General features: G+C 73.0%; 17 protein-coding genes and 1 pseudogene. 11 read left to right on the top strand and 7 right to left on the bottom strand.

Annotation, left to right across the window (positions count from 1 at the left end; translation table 11 throughout):
• Positions 1-117: 117 nt before the first annotated feature.
• The 3 genes and pseudogenes from fabV (at position 118) to OG392_RS02765 (ending at position 3992) form a co-directional block, all read left to right on the top strand.
• Complete coding sequence (gene fabV, locus OG392_RS02775; RefSeq protein WP_329275142.1) at positions 118-1344, top strand: enoyl-[acyl-carrier-protein] reductase FabV; 1227 nt, start codon at positions 118-120, stop codon at positions 1342-1344.
• A gap of 137 nt (positions 1345-1481) precedes the next feature.
• Positions 1482-2603: pseudogene (locus tag OG392_RS02770) on the top strand (hypothetical protein).
• A gap of 216 nt (positions 2604-2819) precedes the next feature.
• On the top strand, positions 2820-3992 hold the full coding sequence (locus OG392_RS02765; RefSeq protein ID WP_329275141.1) for an alpha-hydroxy-acid oxidizing protein: 1173 nt from the start codon (positions 2820-2822) through the stop codon (positions 3990-3992).
• 98 nt (positions 3993-4090) lie between these two features.
• Here the strand turns inward: OG392_RS02765 and OG392_RS02760 are convergent, their stop codons facing one another.
• From OG392_RS02760 to OG392_RS02745, 4 genes are all read right to left on the bottom strand, one after another.
• On the bottom strand, positions 4091-5008 hold the full coding sequence (locus tag OG392_RS02760; protein WP_329275140.1) for an NAD(P)-dependent oxidoreductase: 918 nt from the start codon (positions 5006-5008) through the stop codon (positions 4091-4093).
• Between the two features lie 190 nt (positions 5009-5198).
• Positions 5199-6023: an aldo/keto reductase gene (locus OG392_RS02755; protein ID WP_329275139.1), complete on the bottom strand. Its 825-nt coding sequence runs from the start codon at positions 6021-6023 to the stop codon at positions 5199-5201.
• 111 nt (positions 6024-6134) lie between these two features.
• Positions 6135-6557 carry a GlcG/HbpS family heme-binding protein gene (locus tag OG392_RS02750; RefSeq protein ID WP_329275137.1) on the bottom strand — a complete coding sequence of 141 codons (423 nt, stop codon included), beginning with the start codon at positions 6555-6557 and terminating at the stop codon, positions 6135-6137.
• 46 nt (positions 6558-6603) lie between these two features.
• Positions 6604-7824, bottom strand: a complete 1221-nt coding sequence (locus tag OG392_RS02745; protein ID WP_329275136.1) for an MFS transporter — start codon at positions 7822-7824, stop codon at positions 6604-6606.
• 357 nt (positions 7825-8181) lie between these two features.
• Here OG392_RS02745 and OG392_RS02740 point away from each other — a divergent pair, with 357 nt between their 5' ends.
• Positions 8182-10674 (top strand): RICIN domain-containing protein, encoded by a 2493-nt coding sequence (locus tag OG392_RS02740; RefSeq protein WP_329275135.1) that lies wholly within the window; start codon positions 8182-8184, stop codon positions 10672-10674.
• 223 nt (positions 10675-10897) lie between these two features.
• A complete protein-coding gene (locus OG392_RS02735; RefSeq protein ID WP_329275134.1) occupies positions 10898-11332 on the top strand; it encodes a DUF7144 family membrane protein in 435 nt (144 codons plus the stop codon).
• Positions 11333-11374: 42 nt separating this feature from the next.
• On the opposite strand, the gene glsA is transcribed toward OG392_RS02735, so the two are convergent.
• Both glsA and OG392_RS02725 read right to left on the bottom strand, forming a co-directional pair.
• Positions 11375-12706 (bottom strand): glutaminase A, encoded by a 1332-nt coding sequence (glsA, locus tag OG392_RS02730; RefSeq protein WP_329275133.1) that lies wholly within the window; start codon positions 12704-12706, stop codon positions 11375-11377.
• A 109-nt stretch (positions 12707-12815) separates the two neighbouring features.
• Entirely contained in the window at positions 12816-13433 is a 618-nt protein-coding gene (locus tag OG392_RS02725; RefSeq protein ID WP_329275132.1) for a HEAT repeat domain-containing protein, read from the bottom strand.
• Between the two features lie 313 nt (positions 13434-13746).
• On the opposite strand from OG392_RS02725, the gene OG392_RS02720 reads away from it, so the two are divergent.
• The 6 genes from OG392_RS02720 (at position 13747) to OG392_RS02695 (ending at position 22674) form a co-directional block, all read left to right on the top strand.
• On the top strand, positions 13747-14880 hold the full coding sequence (locus tag OG392_RS02720; RefSeq protein ID WP_329275130.1) for an FAD-dependent monooxygenase: 1134 nt from the start codon (positions 13747-13749) through the stop codon (positions 14878-14880).
• Positions 14881-15127: 247 nt separating this feature from the next.
• A complete protein-coding gene (locus OG392_RS02715) occupies positions 15128-15640 on the top strand; it encodes a hypothetical protein (protein ID WP_329275129.1) in 513 nt (170 codons plus the stop codon).
• Positions 15640-17040 (top strand): hypothetical protein, encoded by a 1401-nt coding sequence (locus tag OG392_RS02710; RefSeq protein ID WP_329275127.1) that lies wholly within the window; start codon positions 15640-15642, stop codon positions 17038-17040. The genes OG392_RS02715 and OG392_RS02710 overlap by 1 nt, the downstream gene beginning before the upstream one ends.
• On the top strand, positions 17037-18518 hold the full coding sequence (locus OG392_RS02705; protein WP_329275126.1) for a VWA domain-containing protein: 1482 nt from the start codon (positions 17037-17039) through the stop codon (positions 18516-18518). The genes OG392_RS02710 and OG392_RS02705 overlap by 4 nt, the downstream gene beginning before the upstream one ends.
• 23 nt (positions 18519-18541) lie before the next feature.
• Complete coding sequence (locus tag OG392_RS02700; RefSeq protein ID WP_329275125.1) at positions 18542-19663, top strand: ATP-binding protein; 1122 nt, start codon at positions 18542-18544, stop codon at positions 19661-19663.
• Positions 19660-22674 carry a hypothetical protein gene (locus OG392_RS02695; protein ID WP_329275124.1) on the top strand — a complete coding sequence of 1005 codons (3015 nt, stop codon included), beginning with the start codon at positions 19660-19662 and terminating at the stop codon, positions 22672-22674. Before OG392_RS02700 ends, OG392_RS02695 begins: the two co-directional genes overlap by 4 nt.
• Positions 22675-22719: 45 nt before the next feature.
• Here the strand turns inward: OG392_RS02695 and OG392_RS02690 are convergent, their stop codons facing one another.
• Positions 22720-24048 (bottom strand): phytase, encoded by a 1329-nt coding sequence (locus OG392_RS02690; protein ID WP_329275122.1) that lies wholly within the window; start codon positions 24046-24048, stop codon positions 22720-22722.
• Positions 24049-24059 lie beyond the last annotated feature (11 nt).

Genomic DNA, 24059 nt, shown 5'->3' with positions numbered 1-24059 from the left:
TCCGGCCGGACAACGTTGTGCCAGGTCAAGATCACCAGGCCCGTCCGTGCGAACGCAGACTGACAGCACGCGGTCACCACCGCGGCCCTGTCCGTACCGACACCCGGGACACCACACGTGAGCGAACGCGTCATCACGCCCAAGAGCCGCGGCTTCCTGTTCCTCGACTCCCACCCCGGCGGCTGCCGGAGCCTGGTGGAGGAGATGTGGCGGGCCGTCCCCGCGCCGGCCGCGGCCGGGGGCGAAGGCCCGGTGGCCCTCGTCATCGGCTCGTCGGCCGGGTACGGCCTGGCCGCGACGGTCGCGGGCCTGGCCCGCGTCGGCATCCGCGGGATCGGCGTGTGCTTCGAGAAGGCACCCGCGCGCCGCACCGGAACGGCCGGCTGGTACCGCACCGCGGCCACCGCACGGCTCGCCCGGCAGCACGGGCGGGACATGGTCTTCCTCAACGGCGACGCGTTCGGCGACGCGATGAAGGAGCAGGTCGCCGACCTCCTCACCGAGCGGTTCGGGGGGCGACTCGACTACCTGGTCTACTCCGTGGCCGCGCCCCGGCGCACCGACCCGGACACCGGTGACGTGTACGCCTCGGTCCTCAAGCCGGTCGGCGCGCCCCACACCACCAAGACCCTCGTCTTCGACGAGAACGGCGCCCCGGAGGTCAGGCACGTCACCACCGCGCCGGCCGAGGGCGACGACATCGAACAGACCGTGGCCGTGATGGGCGGTACCGACTGGGAGCGGTGGGTCACCTTCCTGGCCGACCGGTCCCTGCTCGCCGACGGCTTCACCACCGCCGCCCTCTCCTACATCGGCTCGCCCCTCACCGCGGCGATCTACCGGCAGGGCACCATCGGCGCCGCCAAGACCCATCTGGAAGCCACCGCACGCACGCTGGACGAGCGCCTCGGCAAGACACTGGGCGGCCGGGCCGTGACCTCGGTCAACGCGGCCGCCGTCACCCAGTCCTCCACCGCGATCCCGGGGATCGCCCTGTACGTCGGGCTGCTGCGCGGGGTCCTCGGCGACGCGATGACGGCCCCGATCGGCCAACTGGTGCAGCTGTGGGACCAGCTGACGGGCGTCCGTCCCCTCGATGTCGACGACGAGGGCCGGATCCGCCTCGACACCTGGGAACTCGACCCCGCCGTGCAGGACGCCGTCGCCGAACGCTGGAACACCGCCACCAGCGACACGATCTCCGAACTCGCCGACCTCGACTGGTTCGGCGACGAGGTCCGCCGCCTCTACGGATTCTCCGTCCCCGGGGTCGACTGCACGGTCGCCGTCGAGACGGACGTCCCCTGGCCCGAACCGACGGTCCGCACCGTGCCCACGGCCTGAACCGTGCCCACGGAACCGCACGCGCGGTCCGCACCGCACGCCCCTGACCCCGCGCCCTGACCTGCCGCGACACCCCGAACTGCGGCATGGGATCATGCGGTTGCCCCGGGGGTGGGCCGCCCGACCGGGCGTGTGCGATGCGAGGTGCGCGGGTGAGATCGGGTGGGGACCAGGGCGATTCGTCGGTGCCGGACGATGTGTGGGAGCAGTTCCTCCGGGATTCGGTGGAAGGCGTCGCGGACGCCCCCAGGGAGCCGTCCGCGCGGGCCCGGGTCGTGACGGAGCGGCTGCGCGACGAGCCGGCCGGCGACGACGGTTGGCGTACCCGCACGCTCGCCGGCCCGGCCAGGCCCAAGAAGGGCTGGTACCCGCTCGGGATGCTCGCCGCCGTGGCGCTGCTGGTCGTGGCGTTCGTCCCGTGGAGCACGATCGGCGGGTCCGAAGGAGACGGGGCGTCAGGACCGCCGCTCGCCCAGGAGACGGGACGTCCGACGGACGCTCCGCCCGTGGAGGCGGCCCGACGTCCCACGCTCGCCGAGCCGTTCAAGGGATCTCCCGCCGTGCACTGGGCCGACGGCCCGGCCGGGATCACCGTCCCCGCCGCCCGGCCGACCGGCTGGATGAACAAGGCACAGGTGGAGAAGGCGCTCCGCCAGACCCGGGACTTCCTCGTCGCGTCCAGCCTGGACCCGGGCGTGCTGGGCGGCGAGCGTCCGACCAGGGCGATCGCCCTGATCAACCCGCACCAGAAGGACGTGAAGGACTATCTGGCCGGCGCGTTCGGCACGCCGACGGAGCAGAACGACCCGCTCCTCCTGTTCAGCCGCTTCGACCCGTCGTACGCGCGCATCGCCGGCGGCATCGTGAAGACCCGGGGCCGGATGACGTTCCGGGAGGGCGAACACGGCGCCCTGCGGGTGACCACCGACGTCACCTAGGTCTACCCGGTCGTGCGGGCCGTGACCGGCGGCGACGAGGTCGTCCGCACGATCGCACGGCGCGAGGTCGTGGTGAGCTGGGACGACCCCTCGAAGGTCATCACCGAAGCGGGCACCCTCTCCCTCGTCTCGTACAAGGTCGACATGACCAACGGCGGCTGCTACACCCACACGGGCTACTTCACCCCGGAGTTCGGCACGCGGGGGACGGCCACCGGTTCGACCGACGGCGAGGCCGTCGACCCGTACGACCGCAGCAGGTCGGTGTTCGACGGGCCGGGAGGCGGGGACGACACATGCGGGACCGCGTCGCGCTCCTGACCACCGGATCCCGCCCGCACCCTCCCGTTCCCGCCCGCACCCTCCTCCCGTTCCCGCGCGTCCCGCTCGGGCCCCGTCCGTGACCGCCCCACCCGCGCCCCCGTATCTTCCCGGCCGCCGTTCCATGGTCACGGGCGCACGGGGCGGGCACGATGGGGGCCACCGCGGCGGGGCGACCCGAGCGCGCCACCGGAACCGGAAGGGACACGTCACCCCATGCCCCAGCACTACGGCGACTACCAGCACGAGATCTATTTCGACGGGCTCTTCGGCGTCCTGCCCACCCAGCCGATGACCTTCGCCGAACTGGAGTCGAGGGCGCGAGCCGCGCTCCCGCCCTCGCTGTGGTCGTACGTGGCGGGCGGCGCGGGTGACGAGTCCACCCAGGAGGCCAACGCCACGGCCTTCCGCGGCTGGGGGCTCGTGCCGCGCATGATGGTCGGCGCGGCCCAGCGCGACCTGTCCGTCGACCTGTTCGGCCTGAAACTGCCGTCTCCGCTGTTCATGGCACCGGTCGGCGTGATCGGCCTCTGCGCCCAGGACGGGCACGGCGACCTGGCGACCGCCCGCGCCGCCGCCCGCACAGGCGTGCCGATGATCGCCTCCACGCTCACCGTCGACCCGATGGAGGAGGTCGCCGCCGAGTTCGGCGACACCCCGGGCTTCTTCCAGCTCTACACGCCCACCGACCGCGATCTCGCGGAGAGCCTCGTACGCCGTGCCGAGGCCGCCGGCTTCCAGGGCATCGTCGTCACGCTCGACACCTGGATCACCGGCTGGCGACCCCGTGACCTCGCCACCGGCAACTTCCCCCAGCTGCGCGGACACGCCCTCGCGAACTACACCTCCGACCCCGTCTTCCGCGCCCGCCTCGCCAAGAGCCCCGAGGAGGACCCGCGGGCCGCGGTCCTGGAGTGGGTGGGCGTCTTCGGCAAGCCGCTCGTCTGGGACGACCTGACCTGGCTCCGCTCGCTCACCGACCTGCCGATCGTCCTCAAGGGCATCTGCCACCCCGAGGACGTCCGCCGCGCGCGGGACGGCGGCGTGGACGGCATCTACTGCTCCAACCACGGCGGCCGCCAGGCCAACGGCGGCCTGCCCGCCCTGGACGCCCTGCCCGAGGTGGTCGCCGCCGCCGACGGCCTTCCCGTGCTCTTCGACTCGGGGGTCCGCAGCGGCGCGGACGTCGTCAAGGCCCTCGCCCTCGGCGCCACCGCGGTGGGGGTCGGGCGCCCGTACGCGTACGGACTCGCCCTCGGCGGTACCGACGGCATCGTGCACGTCCTCCGCGCCCTCCTCGCCGAGGCCGACCTGATCATGGCCGTCGACGGCTACCCGACCCTCGCCGACCTCCGCGCGGACGGCGCGCTGCGGCGGGTGCGCGCGTAGGACGGGTGCGCGCGGCGGGACGGTGCGCGCGTCGCGGGCGGGGCCGGGCCGTCCTGACGGCGTCGCCGCTCACGCACGGTCCCGAGGTCTTGGGCGCCTCACTCGGTTCGCCGCTCCTCCCCCTGTTCCCGCTCCCCCTCCTCCTCGAAGCTCGCGAAGTAGACGGCGGCCATGTCCTCGTCGCCATGGCCCTGCGCGGCGGCGCGGGCGAGGCGTTCGGCGCCTGCGGCCGCCCCGTCGAGGCGTACGCCGTGCCGGAGCCCGGCCTCGACGATCAGCCGGGCGTCCTTGGCCGCCGTGGTCACCGCGAAGCTGGGGGGCGACAGCCGGTCCTCCAGGACGAGCGCCGCCTTGGCGCGCAGATAGCCCATGTCGAGAGGGCCGCCCGCGATGACGTCGAAGAAGCTCCGGGGATCCACACCGAGGGCCTGGGACAGGGCCAGGACCTCACCGGTCGCGTTGGTGGCGGCGAGGACCCAGCTGTTGGCCACGAGCTTCAGGCGCGTGGCCGCCGCGTCCGCACCGTCCTCGCCGGTCCACACGGTGCGGGAGCCGACGGCCTCCAGCACGGGCGCCACGGCCTCGCGGTGCTCGCCGGGGCCGGCGGCCAGGACGACCAACTGCCCCGCCTCGGCGGGCGCGCGCGTACCGAGGACGGGCGCGTCGAAGAAGACCAGCCCGTGCTCACGGGCGAGGCCCGCGAGTTCGCCGACCTCCTCGATGCCCGCCGTCGTCGACTGGATCCAGACGGCACCCCGCCGGAGCCCCGGCGCGGCCTGCCGGACGGTCCGGAGCACGGCGGGCCCGTCGTGCAGCACGGTGAGGACGACGTCCGCGTCCCGCACGGCCTCGTCGGGCGTGTCGGCGACGTACGCGCCGTCGGCGGCGAGGGGCTCGGCCTTGGCACGGGTCCGGTTCCAGACCCGGACGGCGAGTCCTGCCCGGAGGAGGTTGCGGGCCATGGCGGCGCCCATGATCCCGGTGCCCAGGACACTCACGGTCGGCTTGTCGGTCATGAAGTCGCTTCCTGTTCTGGGGCGGTGCGATCGATGCGGAGCTGTCGGTGCGTGTCACCAGTCTGACCCGGTGACTCCTTCGGACGGTCTTCTCCGCGCCCGGCACGGACCGGCCGATCCGCCGCTTCGGTCCCTCCCACCGGCCCCGTGCGCGAGGGGGTGAAACGGGGGTCCGGGGCCCGGGACGGGCTCAGTCGAGGGTGTCGGGGTCCGGCCCGGTGCGCAGTCCGCGGTCGAGGCCGCCGAGCGCGCCCATCTCCTCGTCGGAGAGGGCGAAGTCGAAGACGTCGAGGTTCTCGCGGATCCGCGCGGGGGTGACGGACTTCGGGATCACGACGTTCCCGAGCTGGAGGTGCCAGCGCAGCACCACCTGGGCGGGGGACCTGCCGTGCCGCGCGGCGATGTCCACGATGGCCGGCTCGGTGAGGACGGCGCCCTGGGCGAGCGGGCTCCACGCCTCGGTGGCGATGGAGTGGGCGGCGTGCAGGTCGCGGAGTTCCCGCTGCTGGAGCGCCGGGTGGAGCTCGATCTGGTTGACGGCCGGCACGAGGTCGCTGCTGTCCAGCAGTCGCTTCAGGTGCGCCGGCTGGAAGTTGGAGACACCGGCCGCGCGGACCCGTCCGTCGGCGACCAGCGTCCCGATCGCACGCCAGGTGTCGACGTACAGGTCGCGCGCCGGGGTCGGCCAGTGGATCAGGTACAGGTCCACGTGGTCGAGGCCCAGCTTGGCGAGGCTCTCCTCGAAGGCCCGCAGGGTGGAGTCGTACCCCTGGTCGGCGTTCCACAGCTTGGTGGTCACGAAGAGCTCGTCGCGGTCGATGCCGGAGCCGGCGAGGGCGCGTCCGACACCGGCCTCGTTGCCGTAGATCGCGGCGGTGTCCAGGGAGCGGTAGCCGGCCCGGAGGGCGTGGCCGACGGCGGCGGTCGTCTCGTCGTCGGGGACCTGGAAGACACCGAAGCCGAGCTGCGGGATCTCCACGCCGTTGTTGAGCGTGACGGTGGGGAGGTGGGACATGCGTGCACTGCTTTCTGTTCGGATGCGCCCACGGGTCTCTGCGCGGGCTTCTCTGCGGATGTCGCTCCGGGGAGGCCGCGGGTGGCGCCTCGTGATGTCCGCCGGTACAGATCAGGCGAGGGCCGCGGTGGCCGTGACCGCGAAGGAGTGGTCCTGCTCCGGGGCACCACCGCCGACGCCGAGGGCGCCGACGAGGGTGCCGTCGCGGTGGACGGGGACGCCGCCGGCGATGAAGAGGAGCGGGCGGTCGAGGGCCGTGGTCAGGGAGTGGAACGGGCCGTCGGGCTTGACCAGGTCCACGAGGTCGGCGGTGGGGGCGTCGAGCTGCAGGGCGGTGTAGGCCTTGCGGGTGCTCGTCTCGCCCGAGATCAGCACGGCGCGGTCGTCCCGGCGGAAGGCGAGGAGGTGGCCGCCCGCGTCGAGGACGGTGACGCTGACGGTGACTCCCGCGGCCTCGGCGGCGCGACGGGCGGTGGTGAGCAGGATCTCGGCGTCCTGGGTGGTCAGCGGGGCGACGGCGCTGGTGGTGGTCATGGCGCTTCTCCTGGCGATGGTGTGCGGAGGGGGAGGGGAGGGGGGTTCAGTGGTGTACGGGGATACGGGCGTCCGTGTCCGAGGGGCCGGCGGTCGCGGCACCGGAGGCGTCGGCGGTCGCGAGGGCCCGGCGCTCCAGCGCGGCGGACCAGAAGGCGAGGCCGAGAGCGGCGGCGGCGAGGACGGCGCCGACCCAGTTCGGTGCTGTGTAGCCGAGGCCGGCGGCGATGACGAGGCCGCCCAGCCATGCGGCGAGCGCGTTGCCGAGGTTGAAGGCGCCGATGTTCACGGCGGAGGCCAGGGTCGGCGCGCCGTGCGCCTGGTCGAGGACGCGCTTCTGCAGCGGCGGCACGGTGGCGAAGCCGAGGGCTCCGACGAGGAGGACGGCGATCGCGGCGAGGACCTTGTTGTGGGCGGCCAGGGTGAACAGCGCCAGGACGATCGCGAGCCCGCCCAGGGCGCCGTACAGCAGGGGCATCAGCGCACGGTCGGCGAGCCGGCCGCCGAGCAGGTTGCCGAGGAACATCCCGACACCGAAGAGGACCAGCAGCCAGGTGACCGCACCGTCGGAGTAGCCGGCGACCTCGGTCATCATCGGCGCGATGTAGGTGATCGCGGCGAAGACACCGCCGAAGCCGAGCACGGTCATCGCCATGGCGAGCAGGACCTGGGGGTTGCGGAAGGCCTTCAGCTCCCGGCGCAGGTGGGTGCCCTCCGGGCCGGGCATGGCGGGGACGAGCCTGGCGATGCCGAGCAGGCCGATCACGCCGAGCGCGGCGACGATCGCGAAGGTGGTGCGCCAGCCGACCGCCTGCCCGATGAGGGTGCCGAGCGGCACGCCGACGATGTTGGCGACGGTGAGCCCGGTGAACATGGTGGCGATGGCGCCGGCCTTCCTGTCCGGGGCGACGAGGCCGGCGGCGACGACGGATCCGATGCCGAAGAACGAGCCGTGCGCGAGCGAGGCGATCACCCGGCCGGTGACCATCACCCCGAAGCTCGGGGCGATCGCGGAGAGTATGTTTCCGGCCACGAACAGGCCCATGAGCAGCATGAGCATCCGCTTGCGGCTCACCTTGTTGCCGAGGACGGTCAGCAGCGGCGCGCCGACGACGACGCCGAGCGCGTAGCCGGTGACGAGCAGGCCGGCGGTGGGGATGGAGACGCCGTAGTCACCGGCGATCTCGGGGAGCAGCCCCATGACGACGAACTCGGTCGTGCCGATCCCGAAGGCCCCGACTGCCAGGGCGAGGAGTGCGAGCGGCATGGCTCACCCCTTCCGTGAGTGCTTGAGCAAGCTCTTTACGTGCTCTCACAATAATTGCACACGCGCTATAAATGCAATCGCGGCTAGTCGGTGTGATCGGGATGGCGGTGACTGCAAGCACAAGGCAGGGGTGCCCTACTGCTAGCCGCCCCGCTCAGCCCGCCGCCCCGCTCGGGCCGGGCCGCGGCGGGCGTACCGGCGTGCGTACCGGCGGGCGACGGAAAGTCCAAGCGCCGTGGTGATTCGTCCCTATGAGCCGCGACGCGGGTGCGAGCACTCTGAGTGCCGCCCCGCACGTCCACGCCGGGAAGGGCGCACCTCGGCCTCCCCTCGTGGCTCCTCCGATCAGGGAGAACCATGCGCACTCCTCGTCACAGACTGGCCGGGGCGCTCGCCGCCGCCGCGCTGCTCGTCACCGGCGGCAGCACGCTGGGGACGCCCATCGCGTCCGCGGCGTCCGCGGAACCGAGCGCCGCCACCTACACCGTCACCGTCGGGGCCAAGGGCTCGTGGACCCACCCCGACGACACCCCCGCCGGCCCGTACATCGACAAGGACGGCACCTTCTACTTCCAGCAGGCGCACGCGCTGTACGGCGCGAACGATCCCCGCAAGTGGACCTTCTACACCGGGACGGACTTCGACACCGCCACCCGGTCCGGCGGCATCAGCGACGCGGTGAACCCGGCCAACTCCGCCGACCGCAACAACGACACCACGTGGCGGTGCAACAACAGCCCGACGGGCGTGGAGTCCACCCAGGCGCCCTCCACCGCCTCGTACGCGCACCGCAACTACTGCGACCTCGCGGGCGTCTGGGTCGACCCCGACACCGGTGACTGGTACGGACTCGTGCACAACGAGTTCACCCCGCAGCCCTTCGGCGACGGCATCCACTACGACGGCATCGACTACGCCGTCTCCAGGGACCAGGGACGGACGTGGACCATCAAGGACCACGTCATCACCTCGCACCACAGCACCGAGCGCGGCGACACCACTGCCTTCCCGCAGCAGACGTACCACTACGGCACCGGTGACCAGCGTCTCTTCGTCGACACGTCGTCCGGCTACTTCTACGCCTTCTACGGCTCCCGGATCGTGAACAAGGGCGGTGGCTGGGCCGCGTTCTACGGGCATGTCGCCCGCGCCCCGATCGCGTCGAAGATGGCGCCCGGCTCCTGGCAGAAGTGGTACGGCGGCGCCTGGTCCGAGCCCGGCGTCGGAGGCCGCGAGAGCACCATGGTCCCGGTCGGCTCCGGCAGTACGACGGGCTACACCCCGCCGTCGAAGGAGTACGACCCCGCCAACAGCGGCACCGTGAGCCAGCAGGTGGCCGCCGGCCTGACGCCCCCGACATCCCCGTTGTTCGTCATGGACATCACGTACAACGCGCATCTCGGCCTGTACATCGGCCAGCCCCAGGCGGTCGACCAGAGCGGTAACGCCTCCCAGGAGATCTACGCCACCGACAACCTGGCCACCCAGAAATGGTTCCGCCTCGGGGACACCGGAAGCTACAAGAACGCGTCCTGGTACCGCTGGTTCCTGGACAGCGGCAACAGGACCGCCTCCGGGATCGTCGGCAAGGACTTCCGCTCGTACTGCTCCTTCGGCTGCTCCAACGGCACCAGCAGCGAGTACGTCAACCTGACCATCGGCACCACCCGGCCCGCGGCCCCCGTCGACACGACCAGGGCGTACCGCGTCGCCGCAGCCGGCGGCCGCGTCCTGGCCCAGGTCTCCGGCGGTTCGGCCACCACCTCGCTCGCCGCCGCCACCGGGTCCGGCCTCGACGCCTGGATCTTCACCCCGAACGGTGACGGCTCGTACCGCATCGCCAACTCCTCCTCGGGCGGACTCCTCGGCGTGGGCACCACCTCCACCACCACCCGCGCCTGGGGCACCAAGCCGACCGTCACGCCCGCCCCGGCCGGCGGTCCCACCGTCGGCCAACAGTGGTTCGTCCTCCGCGGCGCCTCGCCCACCGACGGTGCCCCCACCGGCACGTACAAGATCGTCAACCGCTACAGCGGCCTCGTCATCGGCCTCTCCGCCGACTCCGGCCGCCTCGCCGAGACCACGCCCACCCGCACCTGGAGCAACACCACGGGCAACGCGGTCGGCGGCACCCGGACGGCGGGCGAGCAGATCCTGACCCTGACCCCGACCACTCAGGTCCCCGAGACGGTGACGGTCACCCACCCCGGCGACCGGACCACCCCCCTCAACAAGGCCGTCTCCCTCCAGGTGGAGGCCGCCGACTCCGCCGGCAAGCCCCTGACCTTCACCGCCACCGGCCTTCCCGCCGGTCTGAGCATCAACTCCGGCGGACTCGTCACCGGCACGCCCACCACGGCGGGCATGTCGACGGTCACCGTCACCGCGTCCTCCGGCAGCGCCACTGGCTCGACCACGTTCACCTGGGCGGTGACGGCCTCGCTCGACGGCGTCCACACCCTGACCGCCGGCGGCAAGGCACTCGACAACCCCGACCACAGCACCACCGCCGGCACCCGGCTCATCACCTGGACCCCGACCGGCGGCCTCAACCAGAAGTGGAGCTTCACCCAGCAGACCGACGGGACCTACGAACTCAGGAACAGCGAGTCCGGGCTGTGCGCCGACGTCGAGGGCGGCTCGACCGGTACGGGCGCGCGCGTCATCCAGTGGACCTGCACCAAGGGGGCCAACCAGCGCTGGAACATCGTCCGCCAGGCCGCCGGCACCTACACCGTCGCCTCCGCGGCGAGCGGACTGCTCCTGACGACCGCCTCTTCGACCGACGGAGCCCTCGTCACCCAACAGCCCGACACCGGTACGCCGCTCCAGCGGTGGACCGTCAACTGACACCGACCCCACTCCGACGGTGAGACGCCGACCGCCGTGCCGGTCCCCTCGCGCAGCAGCGGGGGGCCCGGCGGGCCCGATGCCGGACGGCGGGCGGCTTCACAGCCCCGACGAGGCCGCCTACCGTTCGGCCGGCTCCGGCCGTGTCGCGCGGCCGGTGCTTGTTCACTCGTTCGGCCCAGTTGAACGGTCGCTCCCGGAGCGACGGCCGGACGATGACCCCATGAGCCAGAACACCGCACCCCGCCCACCCGGCGCCGACGCGAGCGCACGAGGGGCCGCAGGCGGAACCCTGTTCGCCGGTGTCCTCATGGTGGTCATCGGCATCCTCGACATCCTCCAGGGCATCGCCGCCATCGCCAAGGACGACGTCTACACCCGCGTCGGGGACTACGTCTTCGAGTTCAGTCTGACCGGCTGGGGCTGGACCCATCTCATCCTCGGCATCCTCGTCGGACTCGCCGGCACCGGAATCCTCATGGGATCCGAGTGGGGACGGATGGGCGGCATCACCCTGGCCGTCCTGAACACCGTCGCGCAGTTCCTGTTCCTGCCCTATCACCCCTGGTGGGCGCTCTTCTCGATGGCCATCTCGATCCTCGTGATCTGGGCGCTCACCACGGACAGCACGTCCTTCCGGAAGCACGGCGCGGCGTGATCCTCCACCGCACCCCGGCCGTCACCGTCCCTCCGCCACCGCTCACGAGGGCGGCCGCGCCCACTCCACGGCCGCCGATCGTGAGGCGAGCATGACCCCCTGGCCACGGAAGGGCACCGCGGCCTCGCCCACGAAGCCGATGCGGTGCCCCCTGGCGGTGAGGCGTTCCAGGACCCCACGCAAGAGGCGTTCGGCGGCGGCGTCGACGCCGGTGACCTGCACGAGGTCCATGACCGCGCGCCCGTGGCCGACCTCGGGCAGGCGCTCCGCCAGGGCGTAGGCCAACCGTTCGGCACCGGTGAAGTCGAGCGGCCCCTGCGCCGCGACCCGAGGGGAGAGGCCGCCCGGTGCCGCCTCGCCTTCGGCCCGGGACCACGCGGCCCCGTCGGGCCCGTCGCCCGCGCCGGGCTCGATGATCGTCGGGGTGCCGGGCGGGGGCCTGTGCATCAGATGGAGTCCCAGTTCCTGCGACAGCACGGCCAGCGCCGCGACCGCGCGGACGGGGTTCCCGGCGGTGTCCAGCAGGGGACTGTACGAGCCGAGTCCGGAGCGTCCCGGACTGATGGCCACCAGGCCCCCGGAGACACCGCTCTTCGCGGGAAGCCCGACCCGGAGCAGCCAGTCGCCCGAACCGTCGTACATCCCGCACGTCGCCATGACGGCCAGGACCTGAACGGTCACCGGCTCCGGGACGACCCTCTCGCCGGTGACCGGATTGACGCCTCCGTTCGCGAGAGTCGCGGCCATCACCGCGAGGTCGACGGCGTTCACCCGGATCGCGCACTGCCGGAAGTAGACGTCCAGGGCCTCCGACGGGTCACCCGCGAGGGATCCTGCCGCCTTCATCAGATGGGCGAGGGCGATGTTCCTGTCGCCCGTGGCGACCTCGGCCCGGTAGACTTCTTCGTCGACGTCCAGGGGACGCCCGGCGAAGCGGCCCAGCGTCTCCAGGATGCGCGCGAACCGCTGCTCCCTGTTCGCGGCCGGCACCAGCGCGGTGGTCGCGATGGCCCCCGCGTTGATCATGGGGTTCGCGGGGCGCCCCGTCACCGGGTCCAGACTGATCGCGTTGAAGGGCTCACCGCTCGGCTCGGCCCCCACGCGGCGGAAGACCTCGGCCCCGCCGAGTTCGCCCAGTGCGAGCGCGAGGACGAACGGCTTGGACACCGACTGGATCGTGAAGAGCCTGTCCGCCTCACCCGCCCGGTAGCGATGCCCGTCCGCACTCGCCAGCGCGATCCCGAAGTCGTCGGGATCCGCCTGCGCCAGCGGTGGGATGTACGAGGCGAGGTGCCCGCTGTCCAGTCCGCGGAACTCCTGGCACAACTCCGCCAGAGCGGCGTTCACCGCGTCGAGCACGACACCCTTCACCATGCGCTCATCCTCGTCCAGGACGACCGTTTCTCAGTCCTGATCAGCTGTCGCCGGCCGAGTTGAACCCGCCTGGTCCAACCCCCTCCGCCCAGGATCCGTCCGGGTCGGGTCAGAGCGGCCGGTAGGTCTGGTACGTGCCTTCCAGTGACGTGGCCGCCGCATCGGCGACATCCGTCCGCGGACCCGCCGCGCAGCTCTCCAGGAAGGCGCGCACCCGCTCACCCGGCCAACCGGCCGCGGCGGCCGCGGCCCAGAAGCGCAGTCCGTCGTGAGGACGCAGGGGCACGAGCCGGTCGAGGACGAGGTCGACCGTCTCCGGATCCGGCACCGCGCGCAGCATGGCGACGGCGCGGAGGGCGCCGTCGGTGAGCTGGGGCGTTCCGAGGCTCAGACACCATCGCACCGGGGCTGAGACGCCCTCTTCCGCGCCGCGCAACCGCACGATCGAGTCGCCGAGGGCGGCATACACGCTCGTGTGCTCCATGGGCCGCTGTGCCAGCTCGCTCAGGAAGGGGACCGCCGGCCGGTGGTCGCACGCCCCGAGCGCCATGACCATCTCGTACTGGGTCTCCCACGTCCGCGGGTCGAGAACCTCGCGCCGGAGGGCCCGCAACAGCGACGGGCCGGCGGTCGTGACCGCGAGTCGGCGCAGTCGCCCGGCGGCCGCACGGCGCTTCGCCGAGGCCCTGTGGTCAAGCTGGACCAGCGCCGCGTCCAAGGTCAACACCGCGTATGCCTCCCCATGAGTTCCCCGCGGGCGAAAGGGTAGCCGGTCCTCCCGACACCGCCCCGCGGGCGATGCCATGCCGGTGGCCCCACCCGACCGGCAACGGGGTGTCGACAGGTTCCCGGGCGGTGACCGCTCGCGCGGACCGGGCGATGACAGATGATCACTTCGCGGCTACAGTGCGCGCTTCGGAGTGATCCGACGGATACGACACCCGTACGGCGGAAGGGATCGGGCCGCGCTCGACCTCGATCCAGGGGTGCCCGCCCTGCGATCTCCGCCCGCCTTCCGACACGTTCTGGAGACATCCGACATGGCACCATCCCTGCGCGTCCTCATCCACGGCGGAGGCATCGGCGGCCTCACGCTCGCCACCGCCCTCGCCCGGCGCGGCCACAGCGTGGAGGTCGCGGAGATCCGCGACGCCCTCGACGCGCTCGGCGTGGGCATCATCCAGCCGACCAACGCCCTGCACGTCATGCGGGAGATCGGCGTCCTCGACGCGTGCCTGGAGGCCGGGTTCCCCTGGGAGGTCCTGACGATCGCCGACCCCGCGGGGAACGCCCTCGCCCGCATCCCGCAACCCCGCATGGGCGACGTGCCGGCCGCCAACGGCATACCGCGGCCCGCGCTCGCCGGGGTCCTCGGTGACGCCGCCGTCGCCGCGGGCGCCACGGTGCGGTTCGGCGTGACGATCACCGCACTCGACGACGACGGCACGGGCGTCGACGTGACGCTCTCCGACGGTTCCGCCGGCCGTTGGGACCTGGTCGTCGGCTTCGACGGGATCGGTTCGCCGCTCCGTACCCGGCTCTACGGCGACCGGTACGCGCCCGCGTACACCGGCTTCGCCAACTGGCGGGTGACCCTGCCCCGCCCCGCCGACGTCCGGGGCGTGGTGATGGCCACGGCGGGCAAGGAGGCGAAGGCACTGCTCACCCCGATCACGGACGAACTGATGTATCTGGGCGCCGTGTTCGCCGAGGCCGAGGACTTCCGCCCCGACCCCGAGCACGCGCACGAGGAGCTCGCGAAGCGCCTCGCCCTGTTCTCCGGCCCGGTCGCCGAGGCGCTCGCCGCCGTCACCGACCCCGCGGCCGTGGTCTACTCCCGCATCTCCCAGGTGACCGTCGAAGAGCCCTGGCACGTGGGCCGGGTGGCCCTGGCCGGTGACGCGGCCCACGCCTCCACCCCGCACCTCGCCCAGGGTGCGGCCATGGCCGTCGAGGACGCCCTCGTCCTCGCCGAGTCGCTCGGGACGGCGGCCTCGGTGCCGGCGGCCCTGGAGACCTGGGAGGCCAGGCGCAGGCCCCGGGCCATGTGGGTGCAGGCGTTGTCGCGCGCGGTCCTCAAGCAGGAGACGGGCGGGGAGACGACCGCCGAGGAGGACGCCCTCCTGGAGGTCGGCGTCCCGGGAGCGGCACACGTCCTGGCGAAGTCCTACTAGGGCGCGCTCTCTTCGCGGGTCGCGCCCGCCCGGGAGCGCGCTCACGGCCGGCCGGATCCGCGCCCTCCACGTCACGGAGAGCGCGGAGCCGGCCGGCCGTCCCCTTGCGTCCGGAAGCTTCGTCGGGGGTGCCGGCGGACGTCGTCGGGACAGGCTTTCAGGACGTTGTCAGTGGCCGGGGATAGGTTCGTTCCTGTTCCGCCGCACCGGCGAGAACATCCCCTTTGACGTGCATGGGAGAGGTACGTTGCCGGTCTGGGAGCTGTCGAGCACGGCGCGGGTGGTACCGCCCGCGCGACCGCGGAAACTCGCCAAGGTGCCGTTCGTCGAACTGGCCGACGGACGGTTGCAGGGAGTCGTGTCCAGCGGGTCCGACGCAGGACGCGTGTACGTGTCCTCGATCGCGACCGGGACGTACGCGTTCGCCTGCAGCACGAACAACAACCGCCCCTGCGGCGGCGCTCGGGGGACCTTCTGCAACCACATCCGGGCGCTCGTCGGCGAGGCCGTCCTGCAGTACGGCGCCGAGCGGGTCGCCCGCTACCTGAAGGCCGACACGGGCGAGGCGTCGGACACCGGCCCCGACGCGCACCAGCTCGTCGCCCTGATGACCGCCACGCGCCCCCAGCAGGGCGACACCTCGGCGGCGGCGCCCGTGTTCAGCCGCTTCCTGCGGCACCTCGCCTATCTGGAACTGGAGCCGACCACCGCACCGCTGCCCGAGATGCAGTGGTTCCCGCCGACGAGGACGGCCGCCTGATGCGTACGGATCTGTTCACCGACCCCGTCGACGGGCTCGACGAGGCACTGTCCGCCGTCGACGCCTTCGACCGGGTGCTGGTCTCCGGACTGCTGCGCCCGCGGCCCGACCAGGCCGACGGCCTGGCGGCCCTCGCCACCGCCGTGGCCGGGTCGCCGCTGGCGGCTCTGGTGGCGGAGGCGGCCGACAAGGCCGCCGCCGGTGCCGCGGGAGAGGACCACCTCGTGGCGCTCGCCGCCGCCCGGACCGCCCTCATGGGCTCCGTCCACGACGCCCTGACGGAACGGGTCGCGGACATCACCGGCAGGCCGGGCGCCGAACGGAGCGCCCCGGACGCGGTGGCGGACGAGCCCGGCGCCAACGTGCTCGCCGCCGCCCGCGCCTGGCTGTGCGACCTCGCCCGGGCCGGCTGGCAGGGCATCGACCACGATCTCGTCGCCGGCGCCGCGCCCGTCGTCTCCGCGATGCTGCCGGACCCCCGACTGCGCCGCCAGGCCACCCTGCTGGACGGCTTCGCCGCCGAACTCGCGGCCTCCTGCCCCGGGGCCACCCTGGACCGCGTCCCGGTCCGCCGCTGGGCGGACCTCTGGACGCGCGCCCTGCTCCTGACCCTGCCGGGCGCCGCACGGACCCCGGCCCCGGCCACCGCCACCGGCCGTCTGCTGCCGCTCGGCGTGGACGTACAGGAGCACGCGACGGCCGTACAGGCCCAGGTCCACGCGGTGTTCGAACCCGCGGACGGCACGGAGCCGCGGCTGGTCCGGGCGGCCGTGTCCGCGCCCAAGCCGGACACGGTCGTGGGCGCGGGTCTGTGGCAGCTCCTCCGGCCGCGGATGTCGCTGCTCGCCGCCGTGGGGGAGGGCCGCGCCATGGAGCTCGACGGCATGCCGGTCACGGACGAGGGCGACCTCCTCTGGGACGACGAGCGGGCGCGTACGGGAGAGCCCGCCGACCCCTTCGGGACGGCCCGGGTCGCCCTCGCCACCGCAGCCGACCCGGTGACCGCGCCGCTGGACCGTCATCCGGCGCGGATCGCCGTCCCCGTCCTCCTGGAGGGATACGCGGTGGAGCACGGGGGTGAGGGCGACGGCCGGCTCACGTTCTCGCTCGCCGGACACCGGCTGGCCGTCGACACCGACCGCGTCCCGACCGCCGGTCCGCTCACCCCGGAGGCGGTCGCCGCGTCCGGCGCGTGCCTGGGCCTGCTCCGCTGGGACGCCGGGGAGTTCGTCCTCCAGCCGCTCGCCGTCGAGACGACCGTCCGGAAGAAGACCGTCGCCGTGCACGCGGGCGCGTGGGCCGGAGGCACCGCCGACAAGGCGGGTGCCCGGGCGGAGAAGGCGGCCACGGACACCGTCGCCGTGCTGCGCGAACGAGCCGGGAAGCTGCTGCGCGCATGACCGACACCGACACCGACGCCACGCCCGCCGACGCCACGTCCACCGGCCTTCCGTCCACCGGCCTCCCGCCTGCCGGCCTCCGGCCCGGCGACCTCCCGCCCGTTGATCCCCCGGCGGGTACCTCGCCGGCCTCCTCCTCCCCGGCCGTCCCCGACGCCGACGACAACCGTCGTCAGGTCCTCTACTGGCGGCTCCTCGCCCGGCTCTTCGACCCCGAGGAGCAGGCCGCCCTGGAGGCGGCGAGCCTCGCCGTCGTCGAGGACATCGGCCTGCCGTCCGCGCTGCTCGACCCGGGTGCGTCCGTCGACTCCGTCGTCCAGCGCCATCCGGAACTCGCCGACGAATTCGACGGGTTGATGACACCGGAGCCCGATCCGGCCGGTGCCCGCGACCGGGCGGCCGAGGTGCGGCGCGCCGCACTCGCCTCGAAGCTGCTGCTCAACGTCTTCTCCACCGGATCGGGAACGGTCTCCGCCGGGCAGCTGGCCCGCTGGCAGTCGGACGCCGGCTGGCTGGAGCGCTCGCTCGGCCGTCCGCCCGGCGGGCTGCGCGGAGGCCGGGGCGCCGGGGCCGTCTTCGACGGCGAGGGCGCGGGGCTCGAACTCGGCGCCGTCGAGGCCGACCTCGTCCGCCGGATGCAGCTGCGCGAGGTGCTGGCCGACCCGGCGCTCGCCGCCCGGCTCACCCCCAGCATGTCGCTGATCGAGCAGCTCCTGCGCGACAAGGGAAACCTGTCGGGCATCGCGCTCGCCAACGCCAAGTCCCTCATCCGGCGTTACGTCGACGAGGTCGCCCAGGTGCTCCGCACCCAGGTGGAGAAGGCCACGGTCGGGGAGCTCGACCGTTCGGTCCCGCCCAAGCGGGTCTTCCGCAACCTCGACCTCGACCGCACCATCTGGAAGAACCTCACCAACTGGAGCCCGGAGGAGGAGCGGCTCTACGTCGACCGCCTCTACTACCGGCACACCGTCCGGCGGACCACACCGCAGCGGCTCATCGTGGTCGTGGACCAGTCCGGCTCCATGGTCGACTCGATGGTCAACTGCACCATCCTCGCCTCGATCTTCGCCGGGCTCCCCAAGGTGGACGTCCACCTCATCGCCTACGACACCCGCGCGATCGACCTCACCCCCTGGGTGCACGACCCGTTCGACGTGCTCCTGCGCACCAATCTCGGCGGCGGCAACGACGGACCCGTCGCCATGGCCATGGCCAGGCCGAAGATCGCCGAGCCGAAGAACACCGTCATGGTGTGGATCTCCGACTTCTACGAGTTCGACCGGTCACAGCCCCTGTTCGAGGGCATCGAGGCGGTCCACCGGTCCGGCGTGCGGTTCATTCCCGTCGGCTCGGTGACCAGCTCGGGACGGCAGGAGGTCAACCCCTGGTTCCGGGAGCGGTTCAAGGCGCTCGGCACCCCGGTCGTCTCCGGACACATCGACAAGCTCGTGCACGAACTCAAGACCTTCCTCACCTGAGCCAGCCCAGAAAGGCCTCTCGCATGTCCGACCTGCTCCGCGCCCCCGCCGAGATCAAGTACGCCGAGGAACTCGACTGGCTCGAGTCGATCGACGACAACCCCAAGCCGTTCTCGTGGCGTCTCTCCCCCAAGATGGTCCGCCTCTTCATCCTCGGCTCCGAGCGCGCCGACGGCCTGGACCGGGAGGTGACGCAGAAGTGGTTCGGCGACCGCAGCTTCGTCGAGCGCTCCATCGTCACCCTCGCCTCCGACCGCGGCCTGCTCCTGATCGGGGACCCCGGCACCGGCAAGAGCTGGCTCGCCGAACTCCTCGCCGCCGCGATCAGCCGCAACTCCACCCAGGTCGTCCAGGGCACCGCGGGCACCACCGAGGACCACATCAAGTACTCCTGGAACGTCTCGATGGTCATCGCCAAGGGCCAGTCCCGCCAGTCGATGATCCCCTCACCGATCATGACCGCGATGGAGACCGGCACCATCGGCCGCTTCGAGGAGCTCACCCGCTCCACCAGCGACGTCCAGGACGCGCTCATCTCGATCCTCTCCGAGAAGTACATCTCGGTCCCCGAGCTGGACAGCGCCGGCGGCGAGAACATCGTCTTCGCCCAGCCGGGCTTCTCGGTCATCGCCACCGCCAACAGCCGCGACCGCGGCGTCAACGACCTGTCCTCCGCGCTCAAGCGCCGCTTCAACTTCGTCCGCATCCCGGTCGTCACGAACAAGAAGAGCGAGGCGGAGATCGTCCGCTTCCGCACCGAGGAACTCCTTCGCCGGCACTCGATCGAGCTGGACGTGCCGCCGACCCTCCTCGACGTCCTCCTCCAGAGCTTCGCCGACCTGCGCGCCTCCGCCGCCGCGGCCGGAAGCGACGACGAGAAGCTGGAGTCCGCGCTCTCCACCGCCGAGCAGATCGGCGTCCTGGAGGACGCCGTCCTGCACAGCGACTTCTTCGGCGAGCGGACGCTCACGGCCCGCGCCCTCGCCGCCTCCCTGGTCGGTACGCTCGCCCGCCGCGAACCCGAGGACCTGGCCATCCTCAACAAGTACCTGCACGGTGTCGTCGAGCCGCGCGGCAAGGAGCAGGGCGGCTCCTGGCCCGAGTTCCTCGAGGGCGGCCGCGAGGCGATCGCGAAGCTGGCATGAGCGTCACCTCCGAGAGGCCCACGAGCGCCTCCTTCGCCGCCCTGCGCGGTCAACTCCACGAAGCCGCATCGGAGTTCGCCGGCGGCCAGGACGCGCTGGAAGGCATCCTGCTCGGCATGGTCGACGATGTCGACCGGGCGGCCGCCGAGCCGCTGGAGATCTTCCCCGTCTGCCACCACTCACCGGCCTCCGCCCTCGCCATGGCCCGCCGGCTGCGGGAGAAGCAGCCCAAGGTCGTGTACCTGGAGCTGTGCGAGGACATGGCCCCGCTCCTCACCGAGCTGCGCAACTGCCGGCTGCCCGTCGCCGTCCAGGCCTTCGCGAGCGACATCGCCGGCTTCCCGCCCGACTGGGCGCCGCTCTCGGTCGTCGCCCCGATCACGGAGGCGTCCGCCGAGTACCAGGCCATCGCCTACGCCCTCGACACCCCCGGCGTGGAACTCGTCCTCGTCGACCGTTCCTCCGACCACGTCTTCCAGTGGGACACCCGCCGGCCCACCGACGGCGAGCCCCACCCGGCCGCAAGCGACACCGAACCCCCGGCCGGAGCCGGGACAGGGGCCGAGCCCGAGGCGGCGCTCCACGGCGAGGCCGTCGGCGTCGAGATCGGCGATCTGCGACCGCGCTTCGCCGAACTGGAGGAGCACCTGCTGCGGCACGGCAAGGTGCGGCACTGGTCGGAATGGTGGCACCAGTACGTCGAGGTCCCGCTCGGCGACAGCGACCACGACACCTACCGCCAGGTCATGTTCCTCATCGGCAGCCTGTTCCGGCGGCTCGCCCCGGGCCGCGGCGAGCGGGTGCGGGTCGACGAGGACCGCGAGCGCTACATGTGGACCCGGATGCGCGAGCACCTCGCCGCGACCGGCACCGACCCCGAGGACTGCCTGTACGTGTGCGGAGCCTTCCACGCGGCCAGCCGCGTCGACGAGTTCGGCGTGCACGGCGCGGGCGACTTCACCATCTCCCCGCGGACCGCCACCACCTGGCAGTACGGGCTCATTCCCTCCAGCCACGCGGCGATCGAGGCACAGTTCGGCCTCGCGTCCGGCTCGGTGTCGATCGCCGCGACGGAATGGGCGAAGAACCTCAAGCGGACCCGGGTGAAGCCGTACCGCCTGGAGGGCCAGTCCGGTACGAGGAAGCCGAGCGCGCGGAAGACGGCGGCGAAGGCCCCGGCGGCCCCGCCCACGCCCGTACCCGCGTCCGGCCCCACGCCCGTACCCGCGTCCGGCCCCACGCCCGTCCCCGAGTCCGGTCCGACCGAGGACCGGCTCACCGGCTTCCTCCGGCAGCCTCCGGTCCTCCACACCCTCGACGAGGCCGAGTTGCTCGGCTGGTCCGTGGACATCGTGCGCGCCGCCCGCCGCAGCGGCTATCTGGCCTCCACCGCGGACGCCATCGCCGTGTTCGAGACGTCGATCCTGCTCGCCGCCATGCGGGACCGGGCCAAGCCGACGCCGTACGACTTCCAGGACGCCGCGGTCACCTGCATCGAGAAGGACACCGTCCCCGGCCGGCGGGACGTGCGGCGGCTCGTCGAGATCATGATGGGCGGCGACCGGATCGGACAGGTCGGCTACGACGCGCTGCCGCCCCTCGCCCGTGACGTGCACGACCGGCTGGCGCCCCTGGAGCTGAACCTCCAGCAGCGCGGTGTCCGGCGAGCCCTGCTCGACATGGCCTCCCGGCCGGAGCTGCGCGCCTGCTCGGACGTCCTGTGGATGCTGCGCCGCCTCCTGCCGCCCGGCGCCGCCCGCACGGTGATGGGGGAGCGGCGGCTCGGCGAGCGGTCGATCCAGGAGTCCTGGGACCTCTCGCTCGGCACGCACCAGCGCGCGCTCATCGAGCTCGGCTACGAGGGCGTGAGCCTGGAGCAGGTGCTGGAGCAGCGGCTGCGCCGCGTCGCGTACGGCCCGCGGGCCACCACGGCCGAGGTCCTCGCGGCCGTCGAGGACGCGACGCTGCACCTCGGCGGCCGGCGTCTCGCCGACGAGCTGGGCGGCCGGGCCCTGGAGGTCCTCGCCGGCGAGCGCACCGTGGACGGCGCCCCGGAGGTGTTGCGCAGGGTGCGCGGCCTCCTGGCGTACTACCGCACCGGCGAACCGGTCCTCCCGCCGTGGATCGAGTCCTTCGTCAGGGCCGGGTACGCGCACTACTGCACGCTGCTGCCGACGGCCTTCCGGGACGAGGACGCGACGGTGGGGCAGGTGGCGGCGATGCTGGGCTTCCTGTTCAGCATGGAGAGCCTGGCGCTGTCGCTCGGCTGCGACCGGACGCAGCTGGAGCTCGCGGTCGCGCAGTCCCACCCGAACGACCCGGCCAAGACGGCCCTGCTGTGGGCCGCCCAGGTCCAGCTGGGCACGCTCTCCCGGGGCGAACTGCGCGGCCGCTGCGACGAACTCCTGGGCAATCCCCTGGTGGTGCCCTCGTACCCGCGCTACCTGAGTGGCTTCGTGCACGCGCTGGAGCCGGTGCCGGGACTCGCCGACGTCGTCGTGGAAGCGGTGTCGAACGCCTTCGGACGGCTCCCCGACCCCGTCCTGCTGCCCTGGCTGCCCACTCTCATCACCACGCTGCGGTCGAGCGCCGCCGACCTCGCCCCGCTGCTCATCCGCGAGGCGGGCCGGATCTTCCCGGCGCGCCTCGCGGCTCTGGACACCTGGGTCCCGCCGTGGCACGCGCGGCCGGCGGCCCGGGCGTCCCCGGACGCACCCGCGCCACGCGGCGCGGTGTTGCTCCCGCGTCACCCGGCGACGTGCGACGCGGTCGCGGAGCTCCTGGGCCGCACGGACGGGTGGGCCCCGGCGGACGCGCCGGCGACGGGCCCGGCGGCCGTGGCGGGTGCGGGACTCCTCTTCACCCACCGCGCCACCTGCGACGCCGTCGCGGACCTCCTGGGCGGTGGCGAGCCCTGGTCGTCCGCGGGGCCGGGTGTCGCCGCGCCGTCCCTGACGACGCGGCACCCCGCCACGGCCCGGGCGGTGGCGGCGCTCCTCGCCACACCGTGACGGCGCGGCGGCCGGTGCGGGAGCGCAGGGCACTCGTGCGGCGGATCAGTCGTCGAGGGCGTCCAGGACGGAGCCGAGGTCGACGAACTTGAAGTTGGTCGAGTCCCGGTCGCCGTCGCCGGGGGCGTCGTGGCCGTCCTGCACGACGAGCAGACCGTTCGGGTACTTCGAGCCGAGCGGGGCGTTCAGGGCGGCGGCGCCGTCGCACTCCTCGGAGCCGTCGAGGGTGTCGTTCGCGGGTGCCACGCGGAAGCCGCCCTCGTACTCGTTGTGGTCCGTGAGCTCGCGGTCGTAGGCGGCGAAGGTGTCGTCGCCCTGGCTGGAGGCGAGCAGGTAGCCGTCGCCACCGGGCTCGGTGATCAGGGTCAGACCCTCCACGTCCGAGGAGATCCTGGTCCCGCCGTAGCCGGGGTCGGCGCCCGGCGTGCACTCCTCGGTCTCCTCGTCGTAGACGCCGGGGACGCCGTACTCGCGGACCTTGTCGACCAGCTTCGGCGTGCCGGTGAGGTCGGCGCGCAGCCGCCAGATGCCGATGTCCTCCTGGCCGGCGTACAGGATGCCGTTGGCCGGGTCGACGACCATGCCCTCGACCTGCGGCAGTTCGCCGGGCTCGCCGCACGGGGCCCACGAGGTGCCGTTCGGCAGTCGGAAGGAGGCCGGCAGGTCGAGCGTGCGGATCGTGCGGTAGGTGACCTTGCCGCCGGCGGCCGGAAGCAGTTCGAGCAGCGCGATGCCGGTCCGCTCACGACGGCTGACCAGCGCGAAGGACTTCCCGTTCGCCGGGTCCGTCCAGGTCGCCAGGCCGTAGGCGGTCCGCTGCTCGTTGATCTCGGCCTGGTCCCGCGAGAAGACGGCCGGGGCGGCGGGGTCGGTGACATCGGTCAGCGGGCCGCCGGTGCGGTCGCGGTCGATGCGGTAGAACCGCAGCCGGTCGTGGCCCCGGTCGCTGGTGACGGCCAGGTCGGCCCGGCCCGAGGAGAGCCGCAGCCCCTGGACGAGGTCCACGTTGTTGAACCGGCCGGGGGCGTCGTCAGGTCCCTCCGCCGGAGGCGCGGCTATCGACTGCACCGGGCGCGCGTCCAGGTCGTAGACGCGGAGCCCGCCCTCCTTGGCGGTCGCGATGACGAGGCTGCGGCCGGGGGCGGCGGCGTTGCGCCAGATGGCGGGGTCGTCCGCGTCGGCGTTGCCGCCCGCGTCGTCGTCGTGCAGCACCGGCGTCTCCGCGCGGGGGGTCACGACCGGCAGCGCGCGGGCGGAACCGTGGTGGCGGGCCTGGCTCCGGGTGTCGGCCTGGGCGGGCACGGCGAGGGCGGCCGCGGCGAGCGCCGTGGTGACGGCGAGCACGAGCGACCTGGCGGTACGGGGGCGAGTCACGCAAGTCTCCT

It is taken from the genome of Streptomyces sp. NBC_00691 (assembly GCF_036226665.1).
Taxonomy (GTDB): Bacteria; Actinomycetota; Actinomycetes; order Streptomycetales; family Streptomycetaceae; genus Streptomyces.
The sequence above is the reverse complement of the archived record's forward strand: the minus strand, read 5'-3'. Positions and strand labels throughout refer to the sequence as shown.

Excerpts from the sequence above, each read along its gene's own strand:
- OG392_RS02695 (WP_329275124.1), top strand. The coding sequence starts at position 19,660 with ATGAGCGTCACCTCCGAGAGGCCCACGAGCGCCTCCTTCGCCGCCCTG.
- OG392_RS02755 (WP_329275139.1), bottom strand. The coding sequence starts at position 6,023 with ATGTCCCACCTCCCCACCGTCACGCTCAACAACGGCGTGGAGATCCCG.
- OG392_RS02745 (WP_329275136.1), bottom strand. The coding sequence starts at position 7,824 with ATGCCGCTCGCACTCCTCGCCCTGGCAGTCGGGGCCTTCGGGATCGGC.
- OG392_RS02720 (WP_329275130.1), top strand. The coding sequence starts at position 13,747 with ATGGCACCATCCCTGCGCGTCCTCATCCACGGCGGAGGCATCGGCGGC.
- OG392_RS02740 (WP_329275135.1), top strand. The coding sequence starts at position 8,182 with ATGCGCACTCCTCGTCACAGACTGGCCGGGGCGCTCGCCGCCGCCGCG.
- OG392_RS02735 (WP_329275134.1), top strand. The coding sequence starts at position 10,898 with ATGAGCCAGAACACCGCACCCCGCCCACCCGGCGCCGACGCGAGCGCA.
- OG392_RS02765 (WP_329275141.1), top strand. The coding sequence starts at position 2,820 with ATGCCCCAGCACTACGGCGACTACCAGCACGAGATCTATTTCGACGGG.
- OG392_RS02705 (WP_329275126.1), top strand. The coding sequence starts at position 17,037 with ATGACCGACACCGACACCGACGCCACGCCCGCCGACGCCACGTCCACC.
- OG392_RS02760 (WP_329275140.1), bottom strand. The coding sequence starts at position 5,008 with ATGACCGACAAGCCGACCGTGAGTGTCCTGGGCACCGGGATCATGGGC.
- glsA (WP_329275133.1), bottom strand. The coding sequence starts at position 12,706 with ATGGTGAAGGGTGTCGTGCTCGACGCGGTGAACGCCGCTCTGGCGGAG.
- OG392_RS02700 (WP_329275125.1), top strand. The coding sequence starts at position 18,542 with ATGTCCGACCTGCTCCGCGCCCCCGCCGAGATCAAGTACGCCGAGGAA.
- OG392_RS02710 (WP_329275127.1), top strand. The coding sequence starts at position 15,640 with ATGCGTACGGATCTGTTCACCGACCCCGTCGACGGGCTCGACGAGGCA.
- OG392_RS02750 (WP_329275137.1), bottom strand. The coding sequence starts at position 6,557 with ATGACCACCACCAGCGCCGTCGCCCCGCTGACCACCCAGGACGCCGAG.